The sequence below is a fragment of the Nocardioides sambongensis genome, from assembly GCF_006494815.1.
Lineage (GTDB): Bacteria > Actinomycetota > Actinomycetes > Propionibacteriales > Nocardioidaceae > Nocardioides > Nocardioides sambongensis.
Window position 1 is genome coordinate 1,942,229 of sequence record NZ_CP041091.1, and the last position, 19,697, is coordinate 1,961,925.

The 19,697-nt window shown below is 71.6% G+C and carries 19 protein-coding genes and 2 pseudogenes; 7 read left to right on the top strand and 14 right to left on the bottom strand.

Translation table 11 applies throughout. The annotated features are described in order from the left end of the window. Positions 1-113 precede the first annotated feature (113 nt). The 3 genes from FIV43_RS09065 to FIV43_RS09075 form a co-directional block, all read right to left on the bottom strand. Complete coding sequence (locus FIV43_RS09065; RefSeq protein WP_141013863.1) at positions 114-1,235, bottom strand: NAD(P)-dependent alcohol dehydrogenase; 1,122 nt, start codon at positions 1,233-1,235, stop codon at positions 114-116. Between the two features lie 23 nt (positions 1,236-1,258). Beyond that, positions 1,259-1,729, bottom strand: coding sequence for a DUF4334 domain-containing protein (locus tag FIV43_RS09070; RefSeq protein ID WP_196781019.1), 471 nt, complete (start codon positions 1,727-1,729; stop codon positions 1,259-1,261). Between the two features lie 74 nt (positions 1,730-1,803). Next, complete coding sequence (locus tag FIV43_RS09075) at positions 1,804-2,895, bottom strand: glycerate kinase family protein (protein WP_141013864.1); 1,092 nt, start codon at positions 2,893-2,895, stop codon at positions 1,804-1,806. Between the two features lie 100 nt (positions 2,896-2,995). Between FIV43_RS09075 and nadA the strand changes: the two genes are divergently transcribed. The 3 genes from nadA to FIV43_RS09090 are packed head-to-tail and all read left to right on the top strand — an operon-like array spanning position 2,996 to position 5,507. After that, positions 2,996-4,171 carry a quinolinate synthase NadA gene (nadA, locus tag FIV43_RS09080; RefSeq protein ID WP_141013865.1) on the top strand — a complete coding sequence of 392 codons (1,176 nt, stop codon included), beginning with the start codon at positions 2,996-2,998 and terminating at the stop codon, positions 4,169-4,171. Positions 4,172-4,213: 42 nt separating this feature from the next. Next, complete coding sequence (locus tag FIV43_RS09085) at positions 4,214-4,795, top strand: DUF3043 domain-containing protein (protein ID WP_141013866.1); 582 nt, start codon at positions 4,214-4,216, stop codon at positions 4,793-4,795. Positions 4,796-4,844: 49 nt separating this feature from the next. Beyond that, the gene (locus FIV43_RS09090; protein WP_141013867.1) at positions 4,845-5,507 is read left to right on the top strand and encodes an EthD domain-containing protein; all 663 of its coding nucleotides are present in this window, start codon (positions 4,845-4,847) and stop codon (positions 5,505-5,507) included. A gap of 17 nt (positions 5,508-5,524) precedes the next feature. Here the strand turns inward: FIV43_RS09090 and FIV43_RS09095 are convergent, their stop codons facing one another. After that, positions 5,525-6,535, bottom strand: a complete 1,011-nt coding sequence (locus FIV43_RS09095) for an aldo/keto reductase family protein (RefSeq protein ID WP_141013868.1) — start codon at positions 6,533-6,535, stop codon at positions 5,525-5,527. Positions 6,536-6,720: 185 nt separating this feature from the next. Here FIV43_RS09095 and FIV43_RS09100 point away from each other — a divergent pair, with 185 nt between their 5' ends. The 3 genes from FIV43_RS09100 to FIV43_RS09110 are packed head-to-tail and all read left to right on the top strand — an operon-like array spanning position 6,721 to position 8,173. Beyond that, entirely contained in the window at positions 6,721-7,140 is a 420-nt protein-coding gene (locus FIV43_RS09100; RefSeq protein WP_231123871.1) for a GNAT family N-acetyltransferase, read from the top strand. Beyond that, positions 7,137-7,862: an AzlC family ABC transporter permease gene (locus tag FIV43_RS09105; RefSeq protein ID WP_141013869.1), complete on the top strand. Its 726-nt coding sequence runs from the start codon at positions 7,137-7,139 to the stop codon at positions 7,860-7,862. Before FIV43_RS09100 ends, FIV43_RS09105 begins: the two co-directional genes overlap by 4 nt. Next, positions 7,859-8,173 carry an AzlD domain-containing protein gene (locus FIV43_RS09110; protein ID WP_141013870.1) on the top strand — a complete coding sequence of 105 codons (315 nt, stop codon included), beginning with the start codon at positions 7,859-7,861 and terminating at the stop codon, positions 8,171-8,173. Before FIV43_RS09105 ends, FIV43_RS09110 begins: the two co-directional genes overlap by 4 nt. A gap of 361 nt (positions 8,174-8,534) precedes the next feature. Here FIV43_RS09110 and dapB read toward each other — a convergent pair. Continuing rightward, positions 8,535-9,277: pseudogene (dapB, locus tag FIV43_RS09115) on the bottom strand (4-hydroxy-tetrahydrodipicolinate reductase). Between the two features lie 148 nt (positions 9,278-9,425). On the opposite strand from dapB, the gene FIV43_RS09120 reads away from it, so the two are divergent. Further along, on the top strand, positions 9,426-9,944 hold the full coding sequence (locus FIV43_RS09120) for a class I SAM-dependent methyltransferase (RefSeq protein WP_141013871.1): 519 nt from the start codon (positions 9,426-9,428) through the stop codon (positions 9,942-9,944). Positions 9,945-10,006: 62 nt separating this feature from the next. Here the strand turns inward: FIV43_RS09120 and FIV43_RS23765 are convergent. From FIV43_RS23765 to rbfA, 9 genes and pseudogenes are all read right to left on the bottom strand, one after another. Then, a pseudogene (locus FIV43_RS23765) lies at positions 10,007-11,754 on the bottom strand (BCCT family transporter). A gap of 114 nt (positions 11,755-11,868) precedes the next feature. Further along, positions 11,869-13,266 carry a M16 family metallopeptidase gene (locus tag FIV43_RS09130; protein ID WP_141013872.1) on the bottom strand — a complete coding sequence of 466 codons (1,398 nt, stop codon included), beginning with the start codon at positions 13,264-13,266 and terminating at the stop codon, positions 11,869-11,871. Between the two features lie 7 nt (positions 13,267-13,273). Next, positions 13,274-15,499 carry a polyribonucleotide nucleotidyltransferase gene (locus FIV43_RS09135; RefSeq protein ID WP_141013873.1) on the bottom strand — a complete coding sequence of 742 codons (2,226 nt, stop codon included), beginning with the start codon at positions 15,497-15,499 and terminating at the stop codon, positions 13,274-13,276. 264 nt (positions 15,500-15,763) lie between these two features. After that, positions 15,764-16,039 (bottom strand): 30S ribosomal protein S15, encoded by a 276-nt coding sequence (gene rpsO / locus FIV43_RS09140; RefSeq protein WP_141013874.1) that lies wholly within the window; start codon positions 16,037-16,039, stop codon positions 15,764-15,766. A 174-nt stretch (positions 16,040-16,213) separates the two neighbouring features. Further along, positions 16,214-16,462: a hypothetical protein gene (locus FIV43_RS09145; RefSeq protein ID WP_181407735.1), complete on the bottom strand. Its 249-nt coding sequence runs from the start codon at positions 16,460-16,462 to the stop codon at positions 16,214-16,216. Continuing rightward, the gene (locus FIV43_RS09150; protein ID WP_141013876.1) at positions 16,414-17,259 is read right to left on the bottom strand and encodes a hypothetical protein; all 846 of its coding nucleotides are present in this window, start codon (positions 17,257-17,259) and stop codon (positions 16,414-16,416) included. The genes FIV43_RS09145 and FIV43_RS09150 overlap by 49 nt, the downstream gene beginning before the upstream one ends. After that, positions 17,256-18,185, bottom strand: a complete 930-nt coding sequence (locus FIV43_RS09155) for a bifunctional riboflavin kinase/FAD synthetase (protein ID WP_141013877.1) — start codon at positions 18,183-18,185, stop codon at positions 17,256-17,258. The genes FIV43_RS09150 and FIV43_RS09155 overlap by 4 nt, the downstream gene beginning before the upstream one ends. Positions 18,186-18,256: 71 nt before the next feature. Beyond that, positions 18,257-19,126, bottom strand: coding sequence for a tRNA pseudouridine(55) synthase TruB (truB, locus tag FIV43_RS09160; RefSeq protein WP_141013878.1), 870 nt, complete (start codon positions 19,124-19,126; stop codon positions 18,257-18,259). Continuing rightward, on the bottom strand, positions 19,123-19,590 hold the full coding sequence (gene rbfA / locus FIV43_RS09165) for a 30S ribosome-binding factor RbfA (RefSeq protein ID WP_141013879.1): 468 nt from the start codon (positions 19,588-19,590) through the stop codon (positions 19,123-19,125). Before rbfA ends, truB begins: the two co-directional genes overlap by 4 nt. Positions 19,591-19,697 lie beyond the last annotated feature (107 nt).

Below are 19,697 nucleotides of genomic sequence, written 5' to 3' on the forward strand. Positions count from 1 at the left end.
CGTCTCGTGCCAGGCCAGAACGCGGCCTGTCGAGTAGTTGCAATGGTCGCACACGAGCGGTTATTCCCGCAGCCGGCACGGAACGCCGCGCGGCCTCCCCGCAGCGCCGCGACTCACCACACCAGGACCGGCTTGATCACCCTCCCCGCGCTCGCGTCGGCCACCGCGTCGGCGATCCGCGCGAACGGATACGTGGTCACCAGGTGGTCGACGTCGAACCGGCCGGAGGCGCGCAGCTCGATCAGCTCGGGGATCGTGGTCAGCGGGTCCGCCTCGCCCTCGATCGAGGATCGGATCACCTTGCCGCTCTGCAGCAGGTCGATGGCGTCGATCGTGTACTCCGGGGCTCCCAGGCCGAGCACCACCAGCATCCCCTGGGCCCGCAGGGCGTGCTGCGCCTGCAGCACCACGGTCGGGATCGCCGTGGTGTCGATGCAGTACGTCGCGCCGCCACCGGTGGCCGCCTTCACCTGCTCTTCGATCGGCGCCACCCCGTCGGTCCCGGCGCCGGTCGGGTCGAGCGCGAGGGCGCCGTACCGCTCCGCGGCGGAGCGGCGGTCCGCCGACGGGTCGACCGCGACGATCGTCTCCACACCGGCACCGGCGGCAGCGGCGACGGCGGCCAGGCCGACGGCCCCGGTGCCGAAGACCGCGAGGCTCTCCCCCGGCTGCGGGTCCAGGACGTTGAGCACCGTGCCGGCGCCGGTCTGGAAGCCGCAGGCGAACGGAGCGAGCCTGGTCAGGTCCAGCGCCTTGTCCACCACCACGCAGTTGTCGGCGTAGACCAGGGCGTGACGCGCCAGGCTGGACTGGCCGAAGAAGTTGCCGAAGACGGTCTGGCTCTGCCCGTCCTCTCCCGCGCGCTTCATCGTGGTCGACCCGTCGGCGCGCATCCCCATGTAGTTCAGCAGGAGCGACTGCTCGCAGTAGCCGACGTCGCCGCGGCGACACGCCTCGCAGTCGCGGCAGGAACGGAACGAGAGCACCACGTGGTCGCCGGCCTCGATGCCGCTCACCTCGGCTCCCACGGCCTCGACCACTCCGGTGCCCTCGTGGCCCATCACGGTCGGGAACATCTCCGGCGGCAGCATGGTCGGCACGGTCAGGTCGGTGTGGCACAGGCCGGTGGCCACGATGCGCACCAGCACCTCGTCGGCGCGCGGCTCCTCCAGGTCCACCTCGGTGAGGTCGAACCCGCCTCCGGGCTCGGCGATCAGGGCGACGGTCGTCTTCATGGTGTCTCCTCCCCGGGCCGCGGTCAGCGGTCCCGCTCCAACCAGAACCAGTAGAGATCGGCGACTCCGAAGTAGGGCTCGAGCTTGCCGTTCATCACGCCGACGAGGGTGTCCTCGTCGACCGCCTTGAAGTGGTCGAAGACCGGCATCCGGTCGTAGACCATGGTCGCGGTGACCTCGTCGCGGAAGGCGATCTCCCAGAGCGAGGCGGCGCCGCCCCCGGCCGCCTTGTGGCTCGAGAACAGAGCGCCGTCCTCGCCACGACAGATCAGCGGCTGGGCGTCCATCGGGTCGGTGAAGTCCTTGCCGTGCCAGCCGAGCCGGGTCAACATCTCGCCGGCGGGGTGACCCGCGGCGAAGTCGCCGCCCCGCCAGGGTCCGAGGATGTCGGCGACCCGGACCGGGGTCAGCCGTTCCCAGAGCGCGGCGAGGGCGGCGGGATCCACGCGCTCGGCGGAGCGGAGGTGATCGAAGTCACTGCGAATGGCGGGCACGATCGAGGAATCTAGAACACGTTCTCGCTCCTGCCAACCGTGCCACCCCGAACGGGGCGCCGCTCCGGCCCGACTCAGCCCGACGCGCTCCAGGTCCGCGCGACCCGAGCGGCGACCGTGGCGACCGATCCGGCCGGGTCGGTCACCGCCCGCTCCTCCCCGACCACGTCGACCAGCGAGTAGGCCGCGTCCATGCCGAGCGCGCGCATCTCCCGCGCCCCGACCAGGACCCGGCCGGCGATGGCCACGCAGGGCCGCAGCGCGTCGGCCGCGACCGCGGCCACGCCGTAGGGCACCTTGCCGGCCCGGCTGGAGAAGTCGAAGGCACCCTCACCGGTGACCACCAGGTCTGCTTCGCGCGCCCGATCGGCCAGTCCGACCGCCTCCGACACGAGGTCGATGCCGGACACCCGGGTGCCGCCGAGCAGGAGGAGCGCGTAGCCGAGCCCGCCACCCGCGCCCGCTCCCGGGTCGAGCGAGCGCCGGCGGTCGGCGAGGGCGGCATACTGCTCGAGGATGCCGTCGACGCCGGCCTGCCGCTCCTCGGCGATGCCCGCCTGCTCTCCGAAGGTCTTGGTCGCACCGAAGAGCCCCGTCAGCGGGATGTCGACGTCCGTCGCAGCGATCAGCTCGACCCCACCGAGCGCGTCGCGCGCCCGCGCCAGGTCGAGCGTCGTGATCCCGTCCAGACCGAGCGCCCCGCGCTCGAGCGGGACATCGGCGGTCGCGCCCAGGGCGCCGAGCACGCCCGCTCCCCCGTCGTTGCACCCGGACCCGCCGAGGCCGACCACGACGCGACGTACGCCGGACGCGGCGGCGGCGCGCAGCACAGGCGCCAGCCCGGCGGTGGTCGCGGACTCGCCGCCGCGGCCACCGGTGAGGTGGACACCGCAGACCTGGGCGCTCTCCACGTAGGCGGTGTCGCCGACGACCAGCACGGTCGCCGGGACCGTCTCCCCGTGCGGCCCCCGGGTGACCACGGCCAACAGCTCGCCGCCGAGCGTGGCGTGCAGCACGTCGACGAAACCCGGGCCGCCGTCCGACATCGGAGCGAGCACGATCTCGTCCCCGGGGGCCCGGCGCCGCCAGCCCTCGGCGATCGCCTCGGCGGCCTCGACCGCGGAGAGGGTGCCGGCGAACTTGTCCGGGGCCACCAGCACGCGCATGGGCCCATCCTGCACCCCGTGCGTCTGCTTCTGTCGCCGGCCGGGCCACCGACGGCGGGACCGACTCGGCCGGCGCACCGCCGGGCCCTAGAATCGAGCCATGACGACCGTCGACCTCCCGCTGCTGCCGCTGGGCCGAGGCACCGACCCGCTCTCCGAGCGGGGCGTCGAGTGTCCCGGAGACCTGCCCGAGCCCTCGGACCCGGATCTGGTGGCGCGCGCCGAGGCGGCCAAGGCGGCGCTCGGCGAGAAGCTGTTCGTCCTCGGTCACCACTACCAGCGTGACGAGGTGATCCGGTTCGCCGACGTCACCGGCGACTCGTTCAAGCTGGCCCGTGACGCGGCCGCGCGACCGGACGCGGAGTACATCGTCTTCTGCGGCGTCCACTTCATGGCCGAGTCGGCCGACATCCTGACCTCGCCCGACCAGCAGGTGATCCTCCCCGACCTGGCCGCCGGGTGCTCGATGGCCGACATGGCTCGGCTCGCCCAGGTCGAGGCCGCCTGGGACGCACTCGCCGAGGCCGGCGTCCGGGACCAGGTGGTCCCGGTGACCTACATGAACTCCTCCGCGGCGATCAAGGCCTTCTGCGGCCGCAACGGGGGCGTCGTGTGCACGTCCTCCAACGCCGAGGTGGCCCTGGAGTGGGCGTTCCAGCAGAAGGGTCCCGACACCAAGGTGCTGTTCCTGCCCGACCAGCACCTCGGTCGCAACACCGCGGTCCTCCAGCTCGGCTACGGCCTCGACGACTGTGTGGTCTGGAACCAGCACAAGCCCGGCGGCGGTCTCGATGCCGCGCAGCTCTCCGACGCCCGGATGATCCTGTGGAAGGGCCACTGCTCGGTGCACGGTCGCTTCTCCCCCGACGTCATCGACGAGCTGCGGGCCAAGGTCCCCGACCTCAACGTGTTGGTGCACCCCGAGTGCCAGCACGAGGTGGTGCTCAAGGCCGACCAGGTGGGCTCGACCGAATACATCATCAAGACCATCGAGGCGGCCCCTGCCGGGTCGAGCTGGGCGATCGGCACCGAGCTCAACCTGGTGCAGCGCCTGGCGAACGCGCACCCGGACAAGAACATCATGTTCCTCGACCGGAACGTGTGCTACTGCTCGACGATGAACCGGATCGACCTCCCGCACTTCGTGTGGGCGCTGGAGAACCTGGTCGCCGGGCGCGTGGTCAACCGGATCGAGGTCGACGAGCAGACCCAGGCAGAGGCGCTGGTCGCGCTCCAGCGGATGCTGGACCTGCCCGGCAAGTCGAACCGCGACTGACGCGCCCACTCCCCCTTCACGCTCCGTCCAGAAAGCAGCACGATGTTCAAGCGGACCAAGTCCGAGACGCCCACCGAACCGCAGACCATCAAGGAAGGCGGCAAGGGTCGCCCGACTCCGACGCGCAAGGAGGCCGAGGCCGCGGCCCGCGCCCGTGCCCGCGGTCCCCGGGACCGCAAGGAGATGCGCAAGGCCGAGCGGGACCAGCGCTACGAGCGGAGCCAGAAGATCCGCTCGGCGATGAAGACCGGCGACGAGCGCTACTTCCTGCCCCGCGACAAGGGACCGGTCCGCCGCTTCATCCGCGACTACGTCGATGTCCGCTTCTCGGTGGTCGAGCTGATGATCCCGCTGCTGATCATCTCGATGGTGCTCAGCTACACCGGCCAGGCTGCCCTGGTCCAGGCGAGCTCGCTGATCCTGATGGCGACCCTGCTCTTCGTGATCGTGGACCTGTTCGTGCTGCGGCTCCGGCTGCGCCGCGAGCTCACCCGCCGGTTCCCCGACGAGGACCTGAAGGGCACCACCTGGTACGCCCTGATGCGGGCGATGCAGATGAAGTTCATGCGGATGCCGAAGTCGCAGCGCAAGATCGGGCAGAAGCTCCCCGACACCTATCGCTGACCGGGAGCGGGCGTCCCGGCGTGGCACGGATCGCCGCTAGGTTGCCGGGGTGAAGCTGATCTTCGCCCTGCACGCCGAGGGCCTCGCCACCACGCTGCTGGACCCCGCGCTCCGGGACGCACTGCGCGCCGCCGGGGCCACACGCCTCCAGGTGAACGTCGACGACGACGCGGTCGCACCCGCCATGCGCTTCGGCCCCGGGGACCGGGTGACCGCGGTGATCAGCCTGTGGACCGATGCCGATCCCGGCCCGGTCGTGGACGTCGTACGGCGCCTGGACGGGTCGGCGGACGGCTGGCAGGTCACCGAGCGGGTGCCGCTGGCCGGCCCCGAGGTCCCGGACGGCGAGCGGGCGGACGCCCTGGCCAACGTCGCCCTCCTGCGCCGTCCCGACGCGATGTCGCACGAGGATTGGACGGCCGACTGGCTGGAGCGCCACACCCAGGTGGCGATCGACACCCAGGGCACGTTCGGCTACGTCCAGAACCCCGTCGTCGCCGCCCTCACCCCCGACCCGCCGGCGGTAGCCGGCATCGTCGAGGAGCTCTTCGCGATGGCGGCGATGACCGACCACCACGCGTTCTACGGCAGCGGCGGCGACGAGGCGGAGTTCCAGCGACGGTTCGCCACGCTGATGGAGAGCTGCGCCCGTTTCGGCGCAGGCGACGGGCTCGACCTGGTGCCGACCAGCCGCTACCGCTTCGACCTCTGACCGCGCGGGGAGCTCCGTCAGCCGAAGAGCTCCGAGCGGCGCGGTGACACCGTCTTCGACGGGTCGGTGGTGACCACGCCCTCCAGCACGTCGTCGATCGCGGACATCACCTCCGGCTCGAGCCGGACGCCGGCGGCCTTCACGTTCTCGGTGACCTGCTCGGGGCGGCTCGCGCCGATGATCGCGGCGGCCACGTTGTCGTTCTGCAGCACCCACGCGACGGCGAGCTGCGCCAGCGACAGCCCCGTCTCCTCCGCGATCGGACGCAGCCGCTGGACGCGCTCGAGGACGTCGTCGTCGAGCCAGCGCTTGACCATGTCCGCACCGCCCTTGTCGTCGGTCGCGCGCGACCCCGCCGGCGGCGCCTGCCCGGGCAGGTACTTCCCGGTCAGCACGCCCTGCGCTATCGGCGACCACACGATCTGGGAGAGCCCGAGCGCCCGCGAGGTGGGCACCACCTCCTCCTCGATCACCCGCCACAGCATCGAGTACTGGGGCTGGTTGGAGATGAGCGGGACGCGCAGCTCGCGGGCGAGCTCGTGGGCCGCCCGGATCTCCTCGGCCCGCCACTCCGAGACTCCGATGTAGAGCGCCTTCCCGGCCCGCACCACGTCGGCGAAGGCGAGCATGGTCTCCTCCAGCGGCGTCTCGTGGTCGTAGCGGTGGGCCTGGTAGAGGTCGACGTAGTCGGTGCCGAGCCGGCGCAGTGAGCCGTCGATGCTCTCGAAGATGTGCTTGCGGGAGAGCCCGTGGTCGTTGTGGTGGCCCGGACCCGTGGGCCAGAACACCTTGGTGAAGATCTCCAGCCCCTCCCGCCGCTCGCCGGCCAGGGCACGGCCGAGCACCGACTCCGCCGCGGTGTTGGCGTAGACGTCGGCGGTGTCGAAGGTGGTGATGCCCTCCTCCAGAGCCCGCTGCACGCAGGCCGTCGCCGCCTCCTCCTCGACCTGGGAGCCGTGGGTGAGCCAGTTGCCGTAGGCGATCGAGGAGATCCTGAGACCGCTGTTGCCGAGGGTGCGCTTCTCCATGACGGTGACCCTAGCCACGGACCGGTGACGTCGTCTTGCCACACTGGCCCCATGGTCGCTGCAGACGTCTCCGTCCGAGTCGCCTGGCCGGCCGACGCCCCTGGCATCGCCGCGGTCCAGCTGCAGGCCTGGCGCCATCGGTACGACGCCGCGCCGGCCGCCCCGGGGGTGGTGCCCCGATCGGCGTGGAGGAGCTCGCCGAGGCGTGGCGCGGCACCCTGTCCCGCCCGCCCGAGGCCCGGCACCGGGCGCTGGTCGCCCTCGCCCACGACGAGGTCGTCGGGTTCGCGCTCACCGTGCCCGGCACGGACCCCGACGCCGATCCCGCCGTCGACGGGGAGGTCGCCGAGTTCACCGTCGCCCCCGGACGCGTCGGTCAGGGCCACGGGTCGCGGCTGCTCCAGGCCTGCGCCGACACCCTCGCCGCGGACCGGTTCACCCGGGCGGTCTGCTGGGTCGACACCACCGACGACCCGCTGCGCACGTTCCTCACCAGCGCCGGCTGGGGGCCGGACGGCGCCAGCAGGGAGCTGGCCGGCCAGGAAGGGACCAGCACCAGCACCGCGCAGGTGCGTCAGGTCCGGCTCCACACGGCGTTGTCGTGACACCGGCGGACGACGCGACCGGGGTCCCGGCCGACGACGCGGCCGCCCGGCGCGCGGTGATCGGCGACAGCCTTGGCGTGGGCATCGCCACCGGCCTCTACGGGGTCAGCTTCGGTGCGGTCTCGGTGGCGTCCGGGCTCAGCGTGCTGCAGACCTGCGCGCTCTCCCTGCTGATGTTCACCGGTGCGTCTCAGTTCGCGCTGGTCGGCGTCCTCGGCGCCGGCGGAGCCCCGTTCGCGGGCACCGCGACCGCGCTCCTGCTGGGAGCCCGGAACACGCTCTACGGGCTGCGGATGGCTCCACTCCTCGGCTGGTCCGGTGGACGGCGAGCGGCCGCGGCGCACATCCTGATCGACGAGTCCACGGCGATGGCGCTGGACCGTCCCAGCCGCGCGCTCACCCGGCTGGGCTTCCTCACCACCGGCATCAGCGTCCTGGTCCTGTGGAACCTCTTCACCCTCCTCGGCGCTCTCGCCGGGACCACGCTCGGCGATCCACGCGACTACGGCCTCGACGCCGCGGTGGGCGCGGCGTTCCTGGCGCTGGTGTGGCCGCGGCTGAAGGAGCCCGGGAACGCCCGCATCGGGCTCCTCGCCGCAGTGCTCGCGTTGGCCGTGGTGCCCTTCACCCCCGCCGGCCTCCCGGTGCTGCTGGCGGGCGGGGCGGCCGTGCTGATCGGGGTGCTGACGGGCGCCGGGCGGCCGAGCGAGGTCCGGCCGTGATCTGGTGGGCCATCCTGGCGGCCTGCGCCGGCTGCTACGCGCTGAAGCTGGCCGGGCTCGCCGTCCCGGCGTCCGTGCTGGCGCGTCCGTGGGTGGCCCGGGTGGCCGACCTGATCCCGGTGGCGCTGCTCTCGGCGCTGGTGGCCGTGCAGGTGATGGCTGGGACGGACGCGCAGGGCGACCAGGTCCTCGTCGTCGACGCACGCCTGGCCGGACTCGGCTGCGCGGTGGTGCTGCTGCTGGCCCGCGCACCGTTCCTGGTGGTCGTGGTGGGCTCCGCCGCGTTGGCCGCGCTGCTGCGGGCACTCTGACCTGCGCCGGACGGCGGAACAGCGATCGGCCCGCCCCGGAACCGGGGCCCGCGACGCCCCCATCAGCCGTCGCAGACCCCGGTCATGCCGCCGGTAGGCGGCGGCCCTTCCCGGCACTGCCTCCAGGAAGGAGTCGGGATCAGCCGGCCGCACCCGAGATGGCGGCCGCCCGATCCGCCGGTCACCCGGCGTCAGGACGACCTTGCACCCGATCCGCGTGCTGGGGCCAGCGATGCGGCCCCGCAATTTCGTGCACTGCAACAAGTTGCGGGAACGACCGGCGACCGTCGCCGAGAGCCCGTCCGGGGCGTGCGCGAGCCGCAGCCTTCCTCGGCATCGGCGCCTCAGCGTGCCCCTGTGCTCAGTCGAGATCCAGGAAGTGCTCGAGGCCGACGGTGAGGCCGGGACGGCCGGCGATCTGGCGCACACCGATCAGCACCCCGGGGGTGAACGACGCCCTGTCCATCGAGTCGTGCCGGATGGTCAGGGTCTCCCCCAGCCCCCGAACAGGACCTCCTGGTGCGCGATCATCCCGCGGACCCGCAACGCGTGCACCGGCACCCCGTCCACGTCCGCTCCCCGCGCGCCGTCCAGCGACGTACTGGTCGCGTCCGGGACCGCACCCAGGCCGGCGTCGCGGCGGGCGGCGGCGATCAGCTCGGCCGTCCGCCGAGCGGTGCCGCTGGGGGCGTCCGCCTTCGTGGGGTGGTGGAACTCGACCACCTCGACGGACTCGTAGAACGCGGCGGCCTGCGCGGCGAACCGCATCATCAGGATCGCGCCGACGGAGAAGTTGGGGGCGATCAGCACGCCCGTCTCCGGGCGTGCCTCCAGCCGGTCGCGCAGCGCCTGCAGCCGCTGCTCGTCGAACCCGGTGGTGCCGACGACGGCGTGGATGCCGTGGTCGATGCAGAAGGCCAGGTTGTCCATCACCACGTCGGGGTGGGTGAAGTCGACGATCACCTGGGTGCCGGAGGAGACCAGGTCCTCGATCGGGTCGCCGGCATCGACCGCCGCCGACAGCACCACGCCCTCGGCGGCCTCGATCGCGGCGACGACCTCGGAGCCGACCTTGCCGCGTGCACCGAGCACGCCCACCCGGATCGCCCGACCGCCGCCCACGTCCTGGGCCCCGTCCACCGTCTCGTCCGTCACGGATCCAGCGTAGGGCGTCGCGCTCCTCGGCCGGGACACGCCCTGATCAGGCAGACCTGTCTGCCCTCGGGCCCCGGCGTCTGGCAGGCTGACCCTCATGGCGGTGCAAACCATTCCTGCCCGGATCCGCTGGGCCGTGGACTTCATGGACATCCAACCCCAGGACCACGTGCTCGAGATCGGCTGCGGATCCGGAGCGGCTGCAGAGCTGATCTGCAGCCGCCTCGAGGGCAAGGGCAAGATGTTCGCCATCGACCGCTCCGAGGCGGGCGTGGACCGCACCAAGCAGCGGTGCGCGGAGTACGTCGACGCCGGGCGCCTCACCGTCCGCCAGATCGACCTGGCCACCCTGCGGGTGCCGGTGAAGCGTCTGACCAAGGTCTTCGCGTTCGACGTCAACCTGTTCTGGGTGCGCGACTGCAAGGAGGAGGTGGCGCTGCTGCACGAGCGCGTCCTGCCCGGCGGCTCGGTCAACCTCTTCTTCTCCACCACTCGCCCCGAGCAGGTGCCGGAGATCCTCGCCAAGACCTCCGCTGCGCTCACCGAGGGCGGGTTCCGGGTCTACATCGTGGACTCCAAGCAGCCCCCGGTGATCGGCATCATCGGTCGCCGCTGACCCACGAGTGGCCGGCGGCGACCCGGCGGGACCTGCGGCGCCCGCCGGGTCGCGGACGGTCGTCAGCCGTCCTCGCGCGGCTCCGCCGGCCCGGTGGCCCCGGCCCCGGCCCCGTCGCTGGCCCCGTCGGTGGTCTCGCCGACCGCCAGGACGTCGTTTTCCTGCAGCTCCCGGGCGACCTCGGCGGTGAGCCACCGGCGCTGACGGCGCACCCACGCCCGCTGCTCGGCCAGCAGTGCCTTGGCGGTGGAGATGGCCATCAGCACCATCACGATGCTGAACGGAAGAGCCAGCAGGATCGCCATCGTCTGGAGCGCCTCGAGCGGATCCACGTCCGGATCCGACTTCTGGGCCTGGGTGCCGACGTAGAGCAGGACCGCGGCGATCGCGCCCTCCATCGTCGCCCAGAACGCACGGCTCCACACGGGCGGGTTCGGGTCGCCGCCGGAGGAGAGCATGTCCACCACGAACGAGCCGGAGTCCGAGCTCGTCACGAAGAAGACCACGATCAGGAAGATCGCGAGCACGCTGAGCACCGTGGCACCCGGCAGCAGGTCGAGCATCTGGAACAGCGCGGTGTTCGTGGAGACGCCGCTCTCGGGGTCGATCAGCCCGCCGTCCTCGAACAGCTCCTCGTAGAGGGCGGTGCCCCCCATCACCGAGAACCAGAGGAAGGTCACCAGGGTCGGCACCAGCAGCACACCCACGATGAACTCGCGGACGGTGCGACCACGCGAGATCCGGGCGATGAAGACCCCGACGAAGGGTGCCCAGCTCATCCACCAGCCCCAGTAGAAAGTCGTCCAGCCACCCAGCCACTCCTTGCCGTCCTCCTGGAACGGGCGGGCGTTGAACGCCATCTGGAAGAAGTTCTGGACGTAGGAGCCGATCTGGGTGACGAAGTCGCTGAGGATGAAGACCGTCGGACCCAGCACGAGCACGGTCACCATCAGGATGACGGCCGCGACCATGTTGATGTTCGACAACCACTTGATGCCCTTGTCCACGCCGGTGACCACGGAGGTCAGCGCGATCGCGGTGATCACGATGATCAGTCCGATCAGCAACCAGGTGCTGGGCTCGTCGACGGCGCCGAGGTAGCCCAGGCCGGCACCGATCTGGCTGACGCCGAGACCGAGGGAGGTGGCCACGCCGAAGAGCGTGCCGAGGACCGCGATCACGTCGATCACGTCCCCCAGAAGCCGCGGATCCGCTTGCCGAGCAGCGGCTCCAGTGCCCAGCGGATCGAGATCGGGTTGCCCCGCCGGTGTACCGAGTAGGCGATCGAGAGACCGACCACGACGTAGATCGCCCAGGCGTGCAGGCCCCAGTGCAGGAACGTCGTGTCCATCGCGGTCCGCGCCGCCTGGGCCGGGGTGTCCGCGGCGGAGCCGGGCGGCGGGCTCGCGTAGTGGTTCAACGGCTCGGCCACGCCCCAGAAGACGAGCCCGATGCCCATGCCGGCGGCGAAGAGCATCGCGAACCAGGAGCCCAGGCCGAACTCCGGGTCCTCGTCGTCCTTGCCGAGCACGAAGTCGCCCATCCGCGAGAACGCGATCCACAGGGAGAAGAAGACGCAGGCCGTGACGACCGCGATGTACCACCATCCGAGGTCCTCGACGACGGTGGAGTTGGCCTTCCCGATCCACTCCCCCATCTGCTTCGGAGCCGCGGCGGTGAGCACCACGAAGAGCAGCAGGAGCCCGGCCGCCGGGATGAACACCCGCGGCGCCGCGATCAGGCGACCACTCCTGGTGGGAGGCATCCGCTCCTCGGGCGCCTCGACCTCGTCCGAGCGGTTCGCAGCCATACCTCTCCTCTGTTCGGATGTGCACCGGCACTACGCCGCATCACGTTATCGGTGCACACGCCACCACGCACATCGCTCGACGGGCGGGCATCGACGGCAGGGCTGGATACGGATCTAGGAGGGGCCGACGACCGCGAGCAGCTCCGGTCCGCTGAGCACCGCGGCGGCGACCGCGCGGACATCGTCCAGGGTGACCGCCTCGATCCGCGCCAGCACCTCGTCGATGCCGAGCGTCTCGGTGTGCACCAGCTCGCCCTTGCCCAGCCGCATCATCCGGGCGCCGGAGTCCTCCAGGCCCAACGCCATGCCACCGCGCAGCTGGCCCTTGCCACGCGCCAGCTCCTCGGCGCTGATGCCCTGCTCGGCCAGCCGCGCCAGCTCGCCCCGCACCACCGCGAGCACCTGCTCGGTCCGCTCGGGCAGGCAGCCGACGGCCACGCCGACCAGCCCGGAGTCGGAGTAGTGCATGGCGAAGGAGTAGACCGAGTAGGCGAGGCCGCGGACCTCACGGACCTCCTGGAAGAGGCGGCTGGAGGTGCCGCCGCCGAGCACCGTGTTGAGCACGCCGAGCGCGAACCTGCTGTCGTCCTCGCGGGCGGGCCCCTCGGTGCCGAGCACCAGGTTGACCTGCTCGAACGGCCGCGACACCGAGGCCGAACCGGAGGCGATCCGGGGCCGCTTGACCAGCAGCCGCGGCGGCCGCGGCGCGGCGCGGCCACTCAGGAATCCGTTGCGGCCGAAGGCGGTGCGCACCGCGGCCACCACCTCGGTGTGGTCGACGGCGCCCGCGACCGAGACCACGACGTTGTCCGGGGTGTAGTGACGGCGGTGGAACCGGCGGACCTGGTCACGGTTCATCGCGGAGATGGACTCGACCGTGCCGGCGATCGGCCGGCCCAGCGCCGAGGTCTCGCCCCAGGCCAAGGCGGCGAAGAGGTTCTGTACGACGTCGTCGGGGTCGTCCTCGTGCATCGCGATCTCGTCCAGGATCACGTCGCGCTCCGCCTCGACGTCGCCCGCCGCGATCACCGAGTCGGTGATCATGTCGCCGAGCACGTCGACGGCGAGCGGCAGGTCCTCACCCAGCACCCGGGCGTGGAAGCAGGTGTACTCCTTGGCGGTGAACGCGTTGAACTCTCCGCCCACGGCGTCGAGCGCGATCGAGATGTCGAACGCGGAGCGCTCACGGGTGCCCTTGAACAGCAGGTGCTCGAGGAAGTGGCTGGCGCCGTGCGTGCTGGCCCGTTCGTCGCGGGAGCCGACCCCGATCCACACGCCGATCGAGGCGGACCGGGCACCGGCCATCTCTTCGGTGACCACGCGCAGGCCGGACGGCAGCACGGTGCGGCGCACCTGGGAGGTGATCCGGTCCTGGGAGTCCCGGACCGTCTCCAGGGTCCTGGTGGTGGCACGCGAGGCCGACCGTGCGCCGGGCTCGCCGGCGGGCCGCTCGGGGAAGGCCGACGGCCGGTCAGCGTGGTGCTGACCGGCCGTCGTGGGAGCTGAGCTCACGAATGGATCACGCCTCGGTGTCGGTGGCGTCCTCGTCGGCGGAACCCTCCGACTCCTCCACCACGGGGACCAGGGACAGCTTGCCCCGGTCGTCGATCTCCGCGATCTCGACCTGGAGCTTCTGACCGACGGAGACCACGTCGTCGACGTTCTCCACGCGCTTGCCGCCGGCGAGGGCGCGGAGCTTGCTGATGTGCAGCAGCCCGTCCTTGCCCGGCATCAGCGCGACGAAGGCACCGAAGTTGGTGGTCTTGACGACGGTGCCGAGGTAGCGCTCGCCGACCTCCGGCATGGTCGGGTTCGCGATCGCGTTGATCGCGGACCGGGCGGCCTCCGCGGCCTCGCCGTTGGTGGCACCGATGTAGACGGTGCCGTCGTCCTCGATGGAGACGTTGGCGCCGGTGTCGTCCTGGATCTGGTTGATCACCTTGCCCTTGGGCCCGATCACCTCGCCGATCTTGTCCACCGGAACCTTGACGGTGATGATCCGCGGCGCGTGGATCGACATCTCCTCGGGAGTGTCGATCGCCTCGCCCATCACGTCCAGGATCGCCAGGCGGGCGTCCTTGGCCTGGTTCAGCGCCTGGGCGAGGACCTCGGCCGGGATGCCGTCGAGCTTGGTGTCCAGCTGCAGCGCCGTGACGAACTCACGGGTGCCGGCGACCTTGAAGTCCATGTCGCCGAACGCGTCCTCGGCGCCGAGGATGTCGGTCAGGGCGACGTACTGCGTGGAGCCGTCGATCTCGCCCGAGACCAGACCCATCGCGATGCCGGCCACCGGGGCCTTCAGCGGCACACCGGCCTGCAGCAGCGACAGCGTGGAGGCGCAGACCGAGCCCATCGAGGTGGAGCCGTTGGAGCCCATCGCCTCGGAGAGCTGGCGGATCGCGTAGGGGAACTGCTCGCGGTCGGGCAGCACGGGCAGCAGCGCGCGGCGGGCCAGCGCACCGTGGCCGACCTCACGACGCTTCGGCGAGCCGACGCGGCCGGTCTCACCGGTGGAGAACGGCGGGAAGATGTACTTGTGCATGTAGCGACGCGACGTCTCCGGGGAGAGCGTGTCGAGCTGCTGCTCCATCTTCAGCATGTCCAGCGTGGTGACGCCCAGGATCTGGGTCTCGCCACGCTCGAAGAGCGCGGAGCCGTGCACCCGCGGGATCACGCCGACCTCGGCGTGCAGCGGGCGGATGTCGGCGAGGCCGCGGCCGTCGATGCGGATCTTGTCGCGCAGGATGCTCTCCCGGACGACCGCCTTGTTGACCGAGCGGAAGGCCGCGCCGATCTCCTTCTCGCGGCCGGCGAACTGCTCCTCGAGGTGCCCGAGGACGCGGTCCTTGAGCTCGTCGGTGCGGTCCTGGCGCTCCTGCTTGTCCGCGATCTTCATCGCGGCGGCGAGGTCGCCCTTCACGTGCGCCTCGACGGCGTCGAAGACGTCGTCCTCGTAGTCGAGGAAGACCGGGAACTCCTGGACCGGCTTGGCGGCCACGTTCGCGATCTCGACCTGCGCCTCGACGAGCTGCTTGATGAACGGCTTGGCGGCCTCGAGACCGCCGGCCACGACCTCCTCGGTCGGCGCCTGGGCGCCGCCGCGGACGAGCTCGATGGTCTCCTCGGTCGCCTCGGCCTCGACCATCATGATGGCGACGTCACCGGTCTCGGTGACCCGACCGGCCACGACCATGTCGAAGACGGCGCCCTCGAGCTGGCTGTGCGAGGGGAAGGCGACCCACTGGCCGTCGATGAGGGCGACGCGCACGCCGCCGACCGGGCCGCTGAAGGGCAGGCCGGAGAGCTGGGTCGACAGCGAGGCGGCGTTGATCGCCAGCACGTCGTAGGGGGTGTCCGGGTTGAGCGCCATCACGGTGATGACGACCTGGACCTCGTTGCGCAGACCCTTCTTGAAGGTCGGGCGCAGCGGACGGTCGATCAGGCGGCAGGCGAGGATCGCCTCCTCGCCGGGGCGACCCTCGGACCGGAAGAACGACCCGGGGATCCGGCCCGCGGCGTACATCCGCTCCTCCACGTCGATGGTGAGCGGGAAGAAGTCGAAGTGGTCCTTGGGGTGCTTCCCGGCGGTGGTCGCCGAGAGCAGCATGGTGTCGTCGTCGAGGTAGGCGGTCACCGAGCCGGCGGCCTGCCGGGCGAGCAGCCCGGTCTCGAACTTGACGGTACGGGTGCCGAACTTCCCGTTGTCGATAACGGTCTCGACGGCGGAGATGACGGGTTCAGTCAAAGTGTTCTCTTATTCGTGCGGTGCGGGACGCGTTGCCCCGCGATGAATTGGACTTGATGTCGCCGCCCACGGTACCGACTCACCAGGGAAATGCAGAACGGGCGCCCTCGATGAGGGCACCCGTTCGTGGAATCCGATGCGTACGCCGTGCTCCTGCGCGTGTGGCCGCAAGGCGGCGGGCCGAAGGCGGCCGTCAAGCGAAGCGGGCCGTCGAGGCCCGCCAACGCCGCGGACGCTCCGCAGGAGTGCGGCGAACGCGTCGGATCAGCGGCGCAGGCCGAGCCGCTCGACAATCGAGCGGTAGCGCTCGATCTCGGTCTTCTTCAGGTAGTTGAGCAGACGACGACGCTGACCGACCAGCAGCAGGAGGCCGCGGCGGCTGTGGTGGTCGTGCTTGTGCTGCTTGAGGTGCTCGGTCAGGTGGCCGATGCGGTGGCTCAGCAGCGCGATCTGCACCTCCGGCGAACCGGTGTCGCCCTCGGTGGTGGCGTACTCGGCGATGATCTTCTTCTTGGTCTCAGCGTCGGTACCGATAGCCATGGGAACCCCTTCTCGCCCTCACGGGCACAGTGCTCGTTGCGCGGCGCTCCAGCCTGGAATCCTGGAGCTCTCTTTGTCCGCGGCCGTTCTGACGGCAACCGAACAAGGCTAACAGCGCGGCCGGAGCCTCTCCCAATCCGCGCGGCGCTCGTGGCCGGGACGGTCGACCACCGATCAGCCGCCGCTCGGCGAGGACCGGTCGCCGCGGTCCACCAGCCACCGGTAGGCCACCCGAGCACTGACCGCACGCTCCAGCTCGCGGGTCACGGTGGTGAAGAACTCCTGGCGGTAGAGGTCGTCGGTGATCGCGTAGACGGTGAAGTAGAGGCCGCTGAACGCCGCGAGGAAGACCGAGACCCGCACCAGCTCCAGGCTCAGCCGCCCGCCGAGCGCCTCACCCCACGGCGTGCCGACCGGGTGCACCGCCCCTGGGTCCACGACTCGACCACGTCGGGACTGATCGCGACGACGCCGAAGACGATGAAGAAGGCGAAGACGGCCAGCGACAGCAACAGCACCTGCAGGGCCTGGGCGACCAGCAGCACCAGCAGCAGATTCGCCTTCTGCAGGCCGTTGACCTCCGCCACGACGATGGCTTCCCCGGAGCGCGCCGCCAGCTCCGTGGCCGCCGGCTCCAGCGGCGTGCCCGAGCACGCGGCGACCAACCGGGCCCCGTCGACCGAACGATCGACCTTGCCGAGCTCCTCGGGCAGCCGGGTCAGCAGGAAGCCCACGGCGATGCCGGCGAAGAGCAGCACGATCACCCAGAGAACACCGCCGTCGAGGCCGGCGGCGACCTGCCAGACCTCGGCGTTGATGAACAGGAAGGTCACGAAGAGCAGCAGCAGCGGCAGCGCCCGGGTGATCAGGGGCAGCAGCAGGCCGAGCGACCCGAACGTGCGCCGCACCGCCCAGGTCAGGATCAGCCAGGCTCGCAGCGTGGCCACCGCGTAGCCGGCCGCGACCAGGCCCAGGGTGGTCATCGCGGCCGCCAGGCCGGTGGCGGTCGTGCCCAGCACACCGACCGTGACGCCGACCAGCAGGCCGAGCACCATCCCGACAGCGAGCAGGACCAGCAGGCGCCCGCGTCGCAGGCCCCGCACGACGGCGTCGCGGTGCCGGTCCACGAAGTAGGGCAGGCCGTGGGCCACGAACCACGCCTCGCACGCGGCCCGGGTCGCGGGACCACCGGCGGCCGCGCCCGCTGGGGTCCGGCTCATCCGAGGAGCGTGCGGGTGCGTCGTACGTCGTCGGCCATCGCGGCCAGCAGCTCGTCCAGACCCTCGAACCGGTGCATCCCGCGGATCCAGGAGACGAAGCTGATCTCCACCGGCACTCCGTAGAGGTCGAGGTCGTCGCGGTCGAGCACGTAGGCCTCGACGCGCCGCTCCCGCTCTCCGGCGAAGGTGGGGTTGGTGCCGACGCTGATCGCCGCGGGCAGGGCCGGTTCGCCGGGTACGTCGAGGCGGCGCAGCCAGCCCGCGTAGACCCCGTCGGCCGGGGCGGCCACGCCCCCGGTGGGCACGTTGGCCGTCGGGTAGCCCAGGTCGCGGCCGCGCTGGTCACCGCGGACCACCGAGCCGCTCACGACGTGGGGACGGCCCAGCGCCTCGGTCGCCGCCGCCACATCACCGGCGGCGAGACGCTCGCGCACGTAGGTGGAGCTCCAGACGTCGCCGTGCGCGCCGTCGAGGTCGATCCCCTCCACGGCGAAGCGTCCGTCGGCACGCAGCGTCTCCACGTCGCCGGCGGCCTTGTGCCCGAAGCGGAAGTTGGCACCCACCACGACCACGCGCGCGTCGAGACCGTGGACCAGGACCCGCTCGATGAACTGGGCCGGCGACCACGACGCCAGCTCGCGACCGAACTGCAGCACCAGGACGTCGTCGACCCCGGCCTCCTGCAGCAGCCGGGCCCGGCGGTCCAGGTCGGTCAGCCGGACCGGCGCGAGGTCGGGGCGCACCACGGCCAGCGGGTGCGGGTCGAAGGTGACCGCGACCAGACGCAGACCGTCCCGGTCGGCCAGTCCGCGCGCGGTCTCGACCACGTGCTGGTGACCGAGATGCACGCCGTCGAAATTGCCGATGATCGCGGCGGTCGGCCCCAGATCCGTGGGGATCTCCTCCAGGGAACGCCAGATGTGCACGCGCAGACTCTAGCGTCGCCGACCCGCACCGCCTCAGCGGCCGGCCGCGAGCGTCCCCGGGCCGGCGGATCTCAGCCCACGAAGACCGCCACCGGGCGGGCCTGCTCACCGCGCGGCTCGTAGAGGGCCAGGAACTCGCCGTCGTCGAAGACGGCGGTCAGCCCGGTCAGCGGGAGGTCGAGGGACCGGCCGTAGCGGACGTCGCGGCCCTGCTCGGCCGAGAGGTCCACGGCCGGGAAGGTGGCCCGGGCCGCCGCTGCGAGCGGCACCAGGGCGAAGTCGTCCTCGAGCTCGGCCAGGGTGTGCGCCGCGTCGAGCCCGAACCCCCCGACCGCGGTACGACGCAGCGCGGTCAGGTGCCCCCCGACTCCGAGCAGCGCCCCGGTGTCGCGGGCGATGGCGCGGATGTAGGTGCCGCTGGAGCAGCGGACGGTGATGTCGATCTCGGGTGCCGCACCGAGCGCGACCCGACCGACGTCGATCGAGTCGATCCGGACCCGGCGTGCTGCGAGCTCCACGTCCTCTCCGTCGCGGACCCGCTGGTAGGCGCGCTTGCCGTCGACCTTGATCGCCGAGACGGCGGTGGGCACCTGGTCGATCTCCCCCACCTGGGTGGCCAGCGCCGCGCGGATCGCGGCCTCGTCCACGGCGGAGGCGTCGGTGCTGGAGACCGGCTCGCCCTCGGCGTCGTCGGTGGTGGTGACGCTGCCCAGCCGGACGGTGGCCTGGTAGACCTTGTCGGTGAGCATCAGGTGACCGAGCAGGCGGGTCGCCCGGTTGATGCCCAGCACGAGCACGCCGGTGGCCATCGGGTCGAGCGTGCCGGCGTGACCCACCTTGCGGGTGCCGGCCAGGCGGCGTACCCGGGCGACGACCCCGTGGCTGGTGATGCCCGCGGGCTTGTCGACGACGACCAGGCCCGACGCAGCGGGCCGGCTCACTCCTCGTCGTCCCCGTCGAGGTCGGGGTCGATCTCGTCCTCGTCGAGCTCGCGCGGCTTCTTGTAGGGGTCGGCCTCCCCGGCGGGAGCCTTGCCCTCCCTGGTCGCGGCGACCTCGGCGTCGGCGGCCCGGGCGCGGGCGAGCACCTCGTCGAGGTGGCGCGCGTTCTCCGGGATGCCGTCGAACTCGAAGGAGAGCGCCGGGACGTGGCGCATCCCCAGCTGCTTGCCGACCTCCGAGCGCAGCAGCCCCTTGGCGGACTCCAGCGCGGTGCGGGTGGCGGCCTGGTCGCCGTCCTCGCCGAGGACGGTGTAGAAGATCGTCGCCTGCTGGTTGTCACCGGTGACCCGGACATCGGTGATGGTGACGAATCCGAGGCGCGGGTCCTTGATCCGCCGCTCCAGCATCTCGGCGACGATGACCTGGATCCGGTCGGCGATCTTGCGCGCCCGCGGGTTGCTCATGGGTATGTCCTATCAGTACGTGGGGGTGCGTGGAACCGACGCCTGCACGCCGGTCGACAGCGCAGACCCGGCGCTCCGCACGTGGGTGCGGAGCGCCGGGTCGGTGG